Below are 12,002 nucleotides of genomic sequence, written 5' to 3' on the forward strand. Positions count from 1 at the left end.
CCCGGCCTCGTCTTCGCCGTGTTTGCTGCTATGCTTTCCTGTTAGGTAGCGCCTTTGCGCGCCTGGAAAGGCCAATGACGGAAACGCCTGCAAATACAGCCGACAGCCGGTTTGCCCGGCGCCTGCGCCGCGCAAGGCTGGCGACGCTCGCCTCCATGATGGTGGAGCGCGGCTGGCCCTTGGTGCTGCCGCTGCTGGTAACGGCGAGCCTGTTCGTCAGCCTGGCCTGGCTCGGCGTCTTCCGCATCGTGCCCGAACTCGCCCGCTTCGGGCTGCTGGGTGTCTTCGCCCTGGCGGCCTTGGCCGCGCTTTATCCGCTTCGCTTCTATCGCCAGCCCTCGCCGGCCGAGGTTGACCGGCGCATCGAAGCCGCCAGCAGGCTGCCGCACACGCCGGTGCTGGTGCAGACCGACCGGCCAAGCGGCCCGCCGAGCGCTTTCGCGCAGGTGCTGTGGCGCGAGCACCAGCGGCGCATGGCTGAGAAGCTGGGCGAAGTCGACAGCGACGCGCCACGTCCGCGCGTGCCCGAGCGCGACCCGTGGGGCCTGCGCGACGCGGCAGCGCTGTTGCTATTCGTGGCCTTTGCCTTCTCGCAAGGGCCGTTGGGTGGCAGCATAGCCGATGCCTTCCGGCCCGCTTCGGGCTTCGAAAGCATCCCGCCTCGCATCGATGCCTGGGTTACCCCGCCGGCCTATACCGGCAAGCCGCCGATGCTGCTGACCTCTGATGCAAAGGATGCTCACGAGGCCAACTTCACCGTGCCGCAGGGCAGCGAGGTTTCGCTGCGCGTCTCCGGTGGGTCGGGCAACGAAACTCTGACCTTCACCGACGCCAAAGGCACGGAGCACGAGATCGCCACCAAGGCGGCCGCCCCGGCGGCCACTGCGGCAACGGCCGCACGCGAGTTTGCCGGCAAGCTCGATGCCGATGGCGTGCTGAGCCTCACCGCCGGAAGGCGCGAGCTGCGCCACTGGACCTTCTCCATCATTCCCGACAAGCCGCCGACGATCCGCTTCCTGGAGGATCCGAAGCAGGCGGCCAACGGCGCGCTGGAGCTCAACTACGAGATTCTCGACGACTACGGGGCGGCATCGGCCAAGGCCGAATTCGAGTTGGCCTCGCCGCAGGCCGCGTACGCCCACCCGCTCTACAAGGCCCCCGAGCTGAAGCTCGCCCTGCCCCGCCGCGGCGGCGACGGCAAGGCCCGGACGTCGCGCGACCTGACCGAGCATGTCTGGGCCGGCAGCACGGTACGGCTCACGCTGAAGGCGACCGACGACGCCGGCCAGGAGGCGATCAGCGAGACCAAGACCTTCACCCTTCCCGAGCGGCCCTTCGCCAACCCGCTGGCGCGCGCCGTGACCGAGCAGCGCCGCATCTTCTCGCTCGACGCCAACCGCAAGCCCTATGCACTCGAGCTCATCGATTCCATCACGCTGCGCCCGGAAGAGACGTTCGACAGCCTGGCTAACTTCCTCGGCCTGATGGCTGGGCGCACGCAGCTCAAGATCGCCCGCTCGGACGACCAGTTGCGCGCCACCTCGGACTATTTCTGGCAGATGGCGCAGGCAATCGAAGACGGCTCGCTTTCGACCGCCGAGAAGCGCCTGCGCCAGGCGCAGGAGGCGCTCAAGCAGGCGCTGCAGAACGGCGCCAGCGACGACGAGATCGACAAGCTCATGAAGGAGCTGCGGCAGGCAATGAGCGACTTCCTGCGCGAATTCGCCGAGCGCGCCAAGCGCGACCCCAACCTTGCGCTGCAACAGCAGCAGGACGGACAGGAGCTGCGCCAGAGCGACCTCGAGCGGATGATGGACCAGATCGAGAACCTGGCGAAGTCCGGCAACAAGGACATGGCCGAGCAGCTTCTGTCGCAGCTGCAGGACATGATGAACAACCTGCAGGCGGGCCGCCAGCAGCAGGGCCAGGGACAAGGCCAGGGGCAGAGCGAGACGCGCCGGCAGATGGACAAGCTGGGCGAGATCATGCGCCGCCAGCAGGAGATGATGAACGACACGTTCCGCCTGGACCAGATGCAGCGGGGCCAGCAGGAAGACGAATTCAGCGAATGGCAGCGTGGCGGACCGCTGCCGCACGAGGGGCGCGGCCGGCAGGACGGCCATCAGGGCAAAGGTCAAAAGCCGGGCAAGCAGCCGGGCTCGCAGCCGTCGCCGGACGACCTGGCGGATGCGCTCAAGCAGCTTCAGCAGGGTCAGGGCAAGTTGCGCAAGGACCTGCAGGGGCTGACCAAGGACATGGGAAAGCTGGGCATCCAGCCGGGCAAGGATTTCGGCGAGGCCGGCGACGCCATGGGCCAGGCCGAGGACGCGCTGGGCGACGCCGAAGGCAATCGCGCAGTCGGCGAGCAGGGCCGCGCGCTGGAAGCGCTGCGCCGCGGAGCCCAGGACATGATGAAGCAAATGCGGCAGGCAATGCAGGACGAACAGGGCGGCGGCAAGCCCGGCGGCCAGCAGAATTCCGATCGCGATCCGCTCGGCCGCCCGCGCGCCACCACCGGCCCGGACTTCGGCAATTCGGTGAAGGTGCCAGACGAGATCGACGTACAGCGTGCCCGCCAGATCCTCGACGCCATCCGCAAGCGGCTCGGCAATGCGCTCAGCCCGGAAATCGAGAAGCGCTATCTGGAGCGGCTGCTGGAAATGCGGTGACGGCGGGGCGAGCCCTCGCCAACGCAGGCGGGTGCCGATCGCCCTGTCAGTCGTCGTCCGGCAGCACGGCAACGGTCAGACGCGAATAGAACGCCTCGCGGATCGCTTCCGCCATGCCGTTGATCGCCTCGCTCGCCGCGCCCGGCGCGCGGTGCAGCACCACATTCGAGGCATCGATGTCGCCAAAGCCCTCGGCCACGGTCAGTTCGCGGCAGTCGGGGGGAATGTTGGACCGTGACACCGGCGCGATCGCGAGGCCTGAGGCCACCGCCAGCTTGAGCCCGCCTGTGGTGTCGCTGGTATAGGCGACGCGATAGGCGTGGCCGCGATCCTCCAGCGACTTCAAGGCGAAATCCTTGCACCAGCCGCCGCGGTTGTAGAGTGCCACCGGAAGCGGCTGCTCCTCGTGCTGGAGATGTACGTTGGATGTCACCCATACCGTCGGGTCGCGCATCAATATCTCGCCGTCGGAAAAGTCCTGCCATTCGAACACCACCGCAAGGTCGAGTTCGCCCGCCTCCAGCGCCTCCATCTGCGAGGCGGAATGGGCGTAGCGCACGGTGATCTCCACCTTGGGATGCCGCTTGGCGAAGGCCCCCAGCGCCCGCGACAGGATCGAATAGCTGTATTCTTCCGGAATGCCGATCCGCACCGGCCCGTCGAGTGGTTCGGCGCGCATGGATGCGGCCGTCTCGTCAAGCAGCGAGACGATGCGGCGGGCATTGTGGATCAGGTCCTGGCCTTTGCGCGTCAGCGACACGCCGCGCGAGCCGCGATCGAACAGCGGCTCGCCGACCATCTCCTCCAGCCGCTTGATCTGCATCGACACTGCCGACTGCGTGCGGCGTACCTGCTCGGCCGCCTTGGTGAAATTGCTGGCCTCGGCAACCGCCACGAAGGTGCGCAACAGGTCGCTGTCGAGGTGAACCGTCATTGCCTTGGCCATAAGAATTTCTGATTGCTGGCATCATCCCAATTCGTTTGAAACATGTCAATCAACGGACGATATTGCGTGAGAGATCGAGAGTTTCATGCGAATGCGCCGGCGCTGCAGGCGTGGAAATGAGCACAGTCCTCACTCACCCGCTGTCCCCCTGGGGCTGCGGGTTCTTTTTATCCGGCCGCCGGACCGCTTCCGGCTGTTGTGCGAGGGCGCTGAACATCATGCATAACCGGACTGTCCTTGGCATCGCCTCGCTGTGCATCGGCATTCTGGTGTTTTCCGTGCAGGACCCGCTGATCAAGGCGGTGTCGGACCGCTATCCGGTGATGGAGGTGATGGCGATCCGCTCCATCGTCGCGCTGCCCATCCTGCTCTTCATCGTGCACCGCGACGTGGGGCTGGCCGCGCTCGTTTCGCGCCGCTTCGGCCTGCTGACGTTGCGGGCGCTGACCCTCTTCACCTCCTACACCTCCTACTATCTGGCGCTTGCGGCCCTGCCGCTGGCCGATGCCGTGGCGCTCTACTTCACCGGACCGCTGTTCATCATGCTGCTCGCCGGTCCCTATCTCGGCGAGAGGGTGGCGTGGCAAAGCGTGGTCACGGCCTCGATCGGCCTGACCGGCGTGCTGGTGATGCTGCAGCCCGGCAATTCCGTGCTCGACTGGGCGGCATTCCTGTCGCTGATGTCGGCCGCGCTTTACGGCTTTTCGCAACTGGCGGCGCGCAAGCTGGGCTCGACTGAATCCTCGACCGTGATGAGCTTTTACCAGAACGGCGCCTATCTGCTCGGCGCCATCATCGCCGGCGTCATCTTCACGGTCGCCGATCTCGGCGAGATGACGCATCCAAGCGTGAGCTTCCTCACCCGCCCCTGGGTGTGGCCGACGTCGGTCGACTTTGCGATGATGGCATCATGCGGCCTGGTGGCTTCGGCCGGCATGATCCTGCTTTCCCAGGCCTACCGGATGGCCCCGGCCAACGTCGTTGCCACTTTCGAATACAGCGGCATCCTGTGGGTGCCGTTGTGGGGCTTCCTGTTCTTCGGCGAAGTGCCGCAGGGGCCGACCCTGGCAGGCGCGGCGCTGATCGTCGGCGCGGGCCTCTTTGCCCTCAACTCGAGGCAGCGGGTGAAAGCGCCGGCTTGAGGCGAGCACCGTGCATAATGGCGCGGCCCTTTGATTTGGCGGACGAAAATGAGCGCTTCGGCGGAGCCGCCGTTCAAGCTGCGGGCAGTCCCGGCTCCGTAAGCGCAAGGCTTTCGCGGCCTTTCAGAGTCTGCCACCAGGCATCCAGCTTGGGAAATGCCCGCAATTCGGCCGCCCCTTCCTCGGCGGCGGCGAAATAGGCCATCATCGCGCCCAGATGCAGATCGGCAAGGCTGAGCGCGTCGCCAGCCAGAAACTCGCCGCCAGTCGCCATGTCCTCCACCGCAGCCAGCACGCGACGGGAAGCGAGCAACCCCTCGGCAAGAACGGCTTCGTCGGCCTTCGACCCTCTGGCCTGGTTGAAAACGCGCTGCACGAAAACCTGTCTCACCATTGGCCAATAGCCATAGGCGTCAGCGACGGCGATGATCTGGTTCATGCGTGCCCGACGTCGTGCGTCCGAAGGCTGGAGCGGCCTTCCTGGCAAGGCATCATCGACGTAGCGCGTTATCGCCGTGGTTTCGTAGAGCACGAAATCGTCGTGCACCAGCGTAGGCACCCGCCCGAACGGATGCAGCGCCAGATAATCCGCAGGGAACGTGTCAGCGAACGGATCGATCTCCACGTGGTCCCACGGCACGCCCTTTTCGAGGAGAGCCAGCCGCGCAATCCGGAGGTAGACGCTGTAGCGATAGCCATAGAGCGTCACCCCCATGGCCCTCAGACCTCGCCCTTGACCACGCCGACGAATGGCAACTCGCGGAAGGCATGCGCCACGTCCATGCCATAGCCGACCACGAAGTAGTCGGGGCAGTCGAAGCCGACATAGTCGGCGTTCAGCTCGGTCTGGCGGCGCATGCGCTTGTCCAGAAGAACGGCGATGGAGCAGCTCTTGGCGCCGCGCGACATCATCAGCTCGCGCGTGTAGGACAGCGTCTTGCCCGACTCCAGAATGTCGTCGATGAGCAGCACGTCGCGTCCCGCCACCTCGTTGTCGATGTCGCGCAGCACGCGCACCTCGCCGCTGGTGGTGCCGGTGCCGTAGCTGGAGATGAAGATGAACTCGACCTCCGGCGACAGGCCCGCATCGTGCATCGCGCGGATCAGGTCGGCGGCGAAGATGAACGAGCCCTTCAGCACCGATATGACCAGCAGGTCGGTGTAGTCGCGCGAGGCAATTTCCTTAGCCAGCTCGAGATTGCGCCGGGCAATCGCCGAGGCGCTGAACAGAACTTCGATATCCTTGCCGCGAACAGCCGGCATGCTCTTAGTCTCCAAAGGCGACCGCTACGGTCTTCACGCCGTTCTTAGGCACCGCAAGGCGCGAGGAAAAGGCAAATCTGCCGCCCGGCGCCAGGGGCGTCTGCGATGTCCCCAGCTTGTACAAGGTAGCGCGCCCGTCCTCGCCGGTCACGCGGATTTCCAGCGCCGGCAGTAGCGCGGCCCTGTTGCCGTCATTGGTGGCCTCGCCATCGACATAGAGGATCGGCCTGCCGGCAGCGGTGTCGACGCGCGATATCACCCCGCTGATCGTGAAGGCGGGTGCTGCCTGCGCGACCTCGGGAAAGGGCAGCTGCCGCAGCAGCGCGTGCCCGCCCGAACTCCAGAATGCCGCGAGCACGAGCGCAAGGCCGAGGACCCAGAAGGCAGGCCCTCCGCGGCGGGAAAAGGGGCGCGCGCCTAAGCGGGGAAGCGTCCTGTTCTTGCGCAGAATCTCCATGCCGGCCGCCGGCGAAAGGCCGGGCGCCACGGCAACCGCATCGGATTGGGGGAATACATGAGCGGGTGCGGCCGAAGGTACAGCCTCGAAATCGGCGTCGATCACATCGGCACGGGTCTGACGGCGCGGCAGCACCTCGACGGCCGCGGGCGACGCTATGATCTCGCCGGAAACCGGGCGCGCGGTGCGACCGTCTGACATAGCCGAAAGGATATCCTTTTCGAATGTTCCCGGATTCCGGAGGTAAACGGAATTGGTTAATGCTTCCCCACCAGACAGCGAATCAGGCCCGCTTTTGCCGTGAAATTTAACCGATCGTTAACCCTCCGGCCCGAAGGTCGTCTCGAACAGTCGGCCCGCTTTGGGGGCCCCAACACCCAAGGGCTCTGCATTTGATCCGCTTCGAGAACGTCGGCCTGCGCTACGGGATGGGCCCGGAAATTCTCCGCGACATTTCCCTGCACATTCCCGAACGCTCGTTCCAGTTCCTGACCGGCCCCTCCGGCGCCGGCAAGACCACCCTGCTGCGGCTTCTGTTCCTGTCGCTGAAGCCGACGCGCGGGCTGATCACCGTCTTCGGCAAGGACCGCTCGCGTATATCGCCGCAGGAACTGCCGCTGATGCGCCGTCGCATCGGCGTGGTGTTCCAAGACTTCCGCCTGCTCGATCACATGACGACCTACGAGAACGTCGCGCTGCCGCTGCGCGTGCGCGGGCGCGAGGAGGCAAGCTACCGCGGCGACGTGACCGAGCTGTTGAAATGGGTCGGCCTTGGCGAGCGCATGCATGTGCTGCCGCCGGTGCTGTCGGGCGGTGAAAAGCAGCGCGCGGCAATCGCGCGCGCCCTGATCGAGCAGCCCGAATTGCTGCTGGCCGACGAGCCCACCGGAAACGTTGACCCGCCGCTTGCGCGGCGGCTGCTGCGTCTGTTCATCGAACTCAACCGGCTGGGAACGGCGGTGGTGATCGCCACGCACGATCTCGCCCTGATGGAACAGGTCGATGCACGGCGCATGATCCTGGCCGACGGAAGGCTCGACGTTTATGACTGAAGCGCCCGACGACGCCCCGCAGGCGCCCCGCCTGCCCGCGCGGCGCAAGACCGCGCCCATCGTGCCGCCGCAGAACATAGCCGGGCGCGCGCTGGTGTTCGTCATCGCCATCATGACCTTCCTGTCATGCCTGACGCTGGGCGCCGTGACCCTGGTGCGCGACACCGCTTCGACCTGGGAAAGCCAGATCGCGCGCGAGGCGACGATCCAGATCAGGCCGGTCGACGGGCTCGACATGGAGGCCGCACTGCAAAAGGCCGCCGAGATCGCCGGCCAGTTCGCAGGCGTGCGCGGCGTCAAGATCGTGGACCGACAGGCCACCGCCCGCCTGCTCGAACCATGGCTGGGATCGGGCCTCGACATGGACGAGTTGCCGGTGCCGCGGCTGGTCATCGTCACCATCGACGAGGACAACCCGCCCGACTTCGTGGCCATGCGCCAGCATCTGCTGCCGGCCGTGCCCAGCGCCACGCTGGACGACCACCGGACCTGGGTCGACCGGCTGGTCGCCATGGCGCACACCACCGTCACGCTCGGCATGGCCGTGCTGGTGCTGATGCTGTCGGCCACGGTGCTCACCGTGGTGTTCGCCACCCGCGGCGCCATGTCGGGCAATGGCCACATCATCGAGGTGCTGCACTTCGTCGGCGCGGAGGCGCGCTTCATCGCCGCGCAGTTCCGCAAGCACTTCCTGCTGAGCGGCATGAAGGGCGCGGCCGCCGGCGGCCTGGCGGCCATGATCGTCTTCGTCGTGTTTTCGTGGTGGTCGTCGCGCAACCTGGCCACGCCGCAGGCCGACCAGGCGACCGCGCTGTTCGGCAATTTCGCCATCGGCGCGGCAGGCTATGGCGGGGTCGCGCTGGTCGTACTTCTCATCGGAGCGCTGACGGCAGCCACCTCGCACGTGACCGTGGTGACCTACCTCAAGGACATCGAGGTCGGGCATCACGACGGGCTATAGACCGGAGCAGGACTGATCGCATCATCCTCTCACGCAGCACGACCGGCCGTAACCGAATGTGCGGAAACCTGCATGGCGTCCATTCGCAAATTTCCATGATATGATGACGTGGTTCGAAAAGAGGATGCCAGCGACGGCATGAGGGACGATCCGGTGGCGGCCACAGCACAATCCAAGCGCACAGGCGACGTTCTGCGCACGGCGGCCGTGGGGTTCGTCTGCGCAGGCATGCTGTTTGCCGCCGGCTTTGGCGTGTTTGCCCACCATATCAGCAGTCTCACCACGCCCACAAATCCGCCCAGCGCCGATGGCATCATCGTTCTGACCGGCGGCCAGGCGCGCCTCGACGCCGCGCTGGAACTACTCAAGTCGGGCAAGGGCAAGCGCCTGCTCATCAGCGGCGTGCACCCTTCGGCCGGGCGCAAGTCGCTGCAGATCGCGACCGGCGCCGACAAGGCGCTGTTTTCCTGCTGCGTGGATATCGACCATGCCGCACTGGACACGATCGGCAATGCCGAGGAAAGCGCCAAGTGGATCGAGGACCACGCCTATTCCAGCGTCATCCTCGTCACCAACAACTATCACATGCCGCGCAGCATGCTGGAACTGGGCCGTCTCATCGCCGATGCCGACCTGAAGCCCTATCCGGTGGTCAACACGCGGCTGGACGGCGGCGGCTGGATGACCAATCGCGGCGCGCTGAGGGTGCTGTTCACCGAATACACCAAATATGTCGCCGCGCTGGCACGCGCCGTCGTGCCGTTGCGCTCAACGGCGGGCGGCGTCGCGGTGGTCGATGCTTCGTCGAAAACCGCCGCCAACTGAGATCTCTTGCCGTCACGGCGTCGCGCCATGGTTTTCCTTTGGCGGTTCTTGGTGTAACCAGCCCTGACCTTCCGTCTCAGGTTTCATCCATGGTTCAAATTCGCTCGCTGGCGTTCAACATCGTCTTCTACGCCAACCTGATCCTCCAGATGCTGTTCTGGACGCCGTTCTATTTCCTGGCGTCGCGCCAGCGCGCCTGGTTCGTGCCGAAATTCTGGGCCTGCTCCAGCCTGTGGCTGCAGGAGAAGATCGCCGGCACGAAAAGCGAGGTCACGGGACAGGAGAACCTGCCGCAAGGCTCCTACATCCTCGCGCCCAAGCACCAGTCCTTCTGGGACACCATCGCCTTCCTGCCCTACATTCCCGACGCGCTCTACATCCTCAAGCGCGAGCTGACCTGGATTCCCTTCTTCGGCTGGTACATCGCCAAGATGCGCATGATCCCGGTCAATCGCGGCAGCCGCTCCAAGGCGCTGAAGGCCGCCGTGGCCGCCACCAAGGCCGAGCTTGCCCGCAACAGCCGCCAGCTCATCATCTATCCCGAAGGCACCCGCCGCGCACCCGGCGCCGAGCCCGCCTACAAGTGGGGCATCGTGGAGCTTTATTCGCAGCTCAACCTGCCGGTGGTGCCGGTGGCGCATGTGGCCGGGCTCTACTGGCCGCGCCGCAAGTTCCTGCGCCATCCGGGCACCATCCACGCGCGCTTCCTGCCGCCGATCCCGCCAGGGCTGGGCAAGGAGGAGTTCATGCAGCGGCTTATCGCCGAAACGGAAGCCGCCTGCGACCAGCTTCTCATCGAGGCGGCAAGGTCGGAAAACCCGCCGCCGCTGCCGCCGACCGCCGTGGAGCGGCTGAAGGAACTGGGCGCGAAGGTCTAGGGCCCGTTTTCCTCAGCCCTCGGCCCTCACGCCTGGCGAGGGCCGATTGTCTAGAGCCGCCGCGCCACAGCTTCCAGCCAGTGGTCGCGAATGCCGAGCGCTTCCAGATGCCGGAGCGTATTGAGCACATATTCCTCGTTCGGACCCGATTGCCCCACCGCGCCGGCAACGATGCGCGCCGCGTCGACCTCGTGGAGGTTGCCGGCATATTGCTCATGCGCGCGGTCGACGATGTAGCAGAGCGCCTCCACCCTCTCGCCTGCGGCGAGGCGCACGACATGGGTGCGCTCGACATAGACATTGGTGACCAGTTCGCGCTCGCGCAGGTAGCTCACCACCTCCTCGCGCAACTCGCCGGGAACGCGGAAGGCAAGGCCGACACAGGAGCCGCCTCGGTCGAGCCCCAGCACCAGGCCGGGACGTTCCTTCGTGCCGCGATGGACATAGGATTGCACGCATAATGAACGGCGAAAGCCATGCAGATGCGCGCGCTGGGTCTCGACATGCGCAAAGCCGGGACGCCAAATCAGCGAGCCATAGCCAAAAACCCAAAAATCGCCCATATCGAGAAGCCAACTCCGAATGCAGCGCACTGCTGCCTCGAAGCCATGCATAAAATATCGCCGCCGAAAGGAAAGACCGGATTTTGCCGGATCGGCCCGTTTCGGAAAAAGGATGCTCCCGAAAAGGAGCGCCGTGAAGAAGAGGATCTTCGCCAAGATGCCGTCAGACGACAGCCACAAGCCAAACTACAGCCGCCGCTTCATGTGGCTGGCGCTTTTCATCGTGGTGCTGTTCGGCGGCTACAGCCTTGGCTGGTTCTACCTTGCCGACAAGCTGGAGGCGCAGGCAAAGTCCCGCATCGCGGCGCTGAACCATGACGGCGTGACCGCCGACTGCGCCAACCCGGTGGCGCGCGGCTTCCCGTTCAGGCTCGGCCTGTTCTGCGACCGCGTCGCCTTCACGGACCCGGCGCGCGGCATCAGTATCACCGCCGGCAGCTTCCGCTCGGTGGGCCAGATCTACGATCCCGCCCATCTCATCGCCGAGCTTGACGGCCCTGCCCGCATCGACGTGCCGCAGGCACGGTCGCTCGCGCTCGCCTGGGGCAATCTTCGCGCCAGCGTGCGGCTGGCCCAGCCGCTGCCGCAGCGCGTCTCGCTGGAAGGCAGTCAGTTGAACGCCGACACCACTGACGGCGCGCACCTGGCAACCGTGGAGACCTTCGAGGGCCACATGCGCCCCAACGGTGCGGACGTGGACCTCGCCGGCACATTCTCCAGCCTCTCGCTCGACCCGTCCGTCGTGGACGGCCGCACCGTGCCGCCGCTGTCGGGTGAGACCGACCTCACCATCAACAACGGGGTCCAGCTGATCGGCAGCCGGACGCAGAGCCTGCGCGGCCAGTCCGGCACCATCCATACGCTCGACCTCTCCACGGCCCAGACCACCGGCCTCTCGCTGAGCGGCCCGTTCTCGGTTGATCAGGACGGCCTGCTGGACGGCGATTTCAAGGTAAAGGTTCGCGACCCTCAGGGCCTCGCTACCGTGCTGGGCGGCGTGCTGCCGGAAAAGAGCCGGGAAATCCACCAGGGCTTCATGGGCCTTTCCCTGCTCGGCAGGGAGCCGTCATTGCCGCTGAAGATCGTCAAGGGCAAGGCATCGCTGGGCTTCATCAAGCTCGGCCAGGTGCCGCCGCTGCAGTAGAGCAATCGGACAATAGAATTCGACCCCCACTCCGTCTCGGCTTTGCCGAGCCACCTCTCCCCCGCTCGACGGGGGAGAGGAAGAGCCGGCCGCGAACCTGGC

12 protein-coding genes are annotated in these 12,002 nt (G+C 65.8%); 7 read left to right on the top strand and 5 right to left on the bottom strand.

Annotated elements, in window-relative coordinates:
* The first annotated feature begins 74 nt into the window (after positions 1–74).
* Complete coding sequence (locus tag AC3A4H_RS19630; RefSeq protein ID WP_487768217.1) at positions 75–2,669, top strand: TIGR02302 family protein; 2,595 nt, start codon at positions 75–77, stop codon at positions 2,667–2,669.
* 46 nt (positions 2,670–2,715) lie between these two features.
* Here the strand turns inward: AC3A4H_RS19630 and AC3A4H_RS19635 are convergent, their stop codons facing one another.
* Positions 2,716–3,603 carry a LysR substrate-binding domain-containing protein gene (locus AC3A4H_RS19635; RefSeq protein WP_487768329.1) on the bottom strand — a complete coding sequence of 296 codons (888 nt, stop codon included), beginning with the start codon at positions 3,601–3,603 and terminating at the stop codon, positions 2,716–2,718.
* A 230-nt stretch (positions 3,604–3,833) separates the two neighbouring features.
* On the opposite strand from AC3A4H_RS19635, the gene AC3A4H_RS19640 reads away from it, so the two are divergent.
* Complete coding sequence (locus AC3A4H_RS19640; RefSeq protein WP_487768218.1) at positions 3,834–4,757, top strand: DMT family transporter; 924 nt, start codon at positions 3,834–3,836, stop codon at positions 4,755–4,757.
* 73 nt (positions 4,758–4,830) lie between these two features.
* Here AC3A4H_RS19640 and AC3A4H_RS19645 read toward each other — a convergent pair whose 3' ends face one another.
* From AC3A4H_RS19645 to AC3A4H_RS19655, 3 genes are read right to left on the bottom strand one after another with little or no spacing between them, the layout of a single operon-like run.
* The gene (locus AC3A4H_RS19645) at positions 4,831–5,472 is read right to left on the bottom strand and encodes a glutathione S-transferase family protein (RefSeq protein ID WP_487768219.1); all 642 of its coding nucleotides are present in this window, start codon (positions 5,470–5,472) and stop codon (positions 4,831–4,833) included.
* Positions 5,473–5,477: 5 nt separating this feature from the next.
* Positions 5,478–6,020, bottom strand: a complete 543-nt coding sequence (gene hpt, locus AC3A4H_RS19650) for a hypoxanthine phosphoribosyltransferase (RefSeq protein WP_348780373.1) — start codon at positions 6,018–6,020, stop codon at positions 5,478–5,480.
* Positions 6,021–6,024: 4 nt separating this feature from the next.
* A complete protein-coding gene (locus AC3A4H_RS19655) occupies positions 6,025–6,678 on the bottom strand; it encodes a hypothetical protein (RefSeq protein ID WP_487768220.1) in 654 nt (217 codons plus the stop codon).
* A gap of 191 nt (positions 6,679–6,869) precedes the next feature.
* Between AC3A4H_RS19655 and ftsE the strand changes: the two genes are divergently transcribed.
* The 4 genes from ftsE to AC3A4H_RS19675 all read left to right on the top strand — a co-directional run bounded on the left by ftsE (position 6,870) and on the right by AC3A4H_RS19675 (position 10,193).
* Entirely contained in the window at positions 6,870–7,529 is a 660-nt protein-coding gene (gene ftsE / locus AC3A4H_RS19660; RefSeq protein WP_348780371.1) for a cell division ATP-binding protein FtsE, read from the top strand.
* Positions 7,522–8,490 (top strand): cell division protein FtsX, encoded by a 969-nt coding sequence (locus AC3A4H_RS19665; RefSeq protein ID WP_487768221.1) that lies wholly within the window; start codon positions 7,522–7,524, stop codon positions 8,488–8,490. The genes ftsE and AC3A4H_RS19665 overlap by 8 nt, the downstream gene beginning before the upstream one ends.
* 138 nt (positions 8,491–8,628) lie before the next feature.
* The gene (locus AC3A4H_RS19670; RefSeq protein ID WP_487768330.1) at positions 8,629–9,315 is read left to right on the top strand and encodes a YdcF family protein; all 687 of its coding nucleotides are present in this window, start codon (positions 8,629–8,631) and stop codon (positions 9,313–9,315) included.
* 89 nt (positions 9,316–9,404) lie between these two features.
* On the top strand, positions 9,405–10,193 hold the full coding sequence (locus tag AC3A4H_RS19675; RefSeq protein ID WP_487768222.1) for a lysophospholipid acyltransferase family protein: 789 nt from the start codon (positions 9,405–9,407) through the stop codon (positions 10,191–10,193).
* Positions 10,194–10,243: 50 nt separating this feature from the next.
* Here the strand turns inward: AC3A4H_RS19675 and AC3A4H_RS19680 are convergent, their stop codons facing one another.
* Positions 10,244–10,756: a gamma-glutamylcyclotransferase gene (locus AC3A4H_RS19680; RefSeq protein ID WP_487768223.1), complete on the bottom strand. Its 513-nt coding sequence runs from the start codon at positions 10,754–10,756 to the stop codon at positions 10,244–10,246.
* A 133-nt stretch (positions 10,757–10,889) separates the two neighbouring features.
* On the opposite strand from AC3A4H_RS19680, the gene AC3A4H_RS19685 reads away from it, so the two are divergent.
* Positions 10,890–11,900, top strand: coding sequence for a DUF2125 domain-containing protein (locus AC3A4H_RS19685; protein ID WP_487768224.1), 1,011 nt, complete (start codon positions 10,890–10,892; stop codon positions 11,898–11,900).
* Positions 11,901–12,002: the final 102 nt, after the last annotated feature.

It is taken from the genome of Pseudaminobacter sp. Soil_N_29, assembly GCF_057656055.1.

What these genes read in the sequence shown, in the direction of transcription:
- AC3A4H_RS19630 (WP_487768217.1), top strand. Translation starts at nt 75, where the DNA reads ATGACGGAAACGCCTGCAAATACAGCCGACAGCCGGTTTGCCCGGCGC.
- AC3A4H_RS19635 (WP_487768329.1), bottom strand. Translation starts at nt 3,603, where the DNA reads ATGACGGTTCACCTCGACAGCGACCTGTTGCGCACCTTCGTGGCGGTT.
- AC3A4H_RS19640 (WP_487768218.1), top strand. Translation starts at nt 3,834, where the DNA reads ATGCATAACCGGACTGTCCTTGGCATCGCCTCGCTGTGCATCGGCATT.
- AC3A4H_RS19645 (WP_487768219.1), bottom strand. Translation starts at nt 5,472, where the DNA reads ATGGGGGTGACGCTCTATGGCTATCGCTACAGCGTCTACCTCCGGATT.
- hpt (WP_348780373.1), bottom strand. Translation starts at nt 6,020, where the DNA reads ATGCCGGCTGTTCGCGGCAAGGATATCGAAGTTCTGTTCAGCGCCTCG.
- AC3A4H_RS19655 (WP_487768220.1), bottom strand. Translation starts at nt 6,678, where the DNA reads ATGTCAGACGGTCGCACCGCGCGCCCGGTTTCCGGCGAGATCATAGCG.
- AC3A4H_RS19665 (WP_487768221.1), top strand. Translation starts at nt 7,522, where the DNA reads ATGACTGAAGCGCCCGACGACGCCCCGCAGGCGCCCCGCCTGCCCGCG.
- AC3A4H_RS19670 (WP_487768330.1), top strand. Translation starts at nt 8,629, where the DNA reads ATGAGGGACGATCCGGTGGCGGCCACAGCACAATCCAAGCGCACAGGC.
- AC3A4H_RS19675 (WP_487768222.1), top strand. Translation starts at nt 9,405, where the DNA reads ATGGTTCAAATTCGCTCGCTGGCGTTCAACATCGTCTTCTACGCCAAC.
- AC3A4H_RS19680 (WP_487768223.1), bottom strand. Translation starts at nt 10,756, where the DNA reads ATGGGCGATTTTTGGGTTTTTGGCTATGGCTCGCTGATTTGGCGTCCC.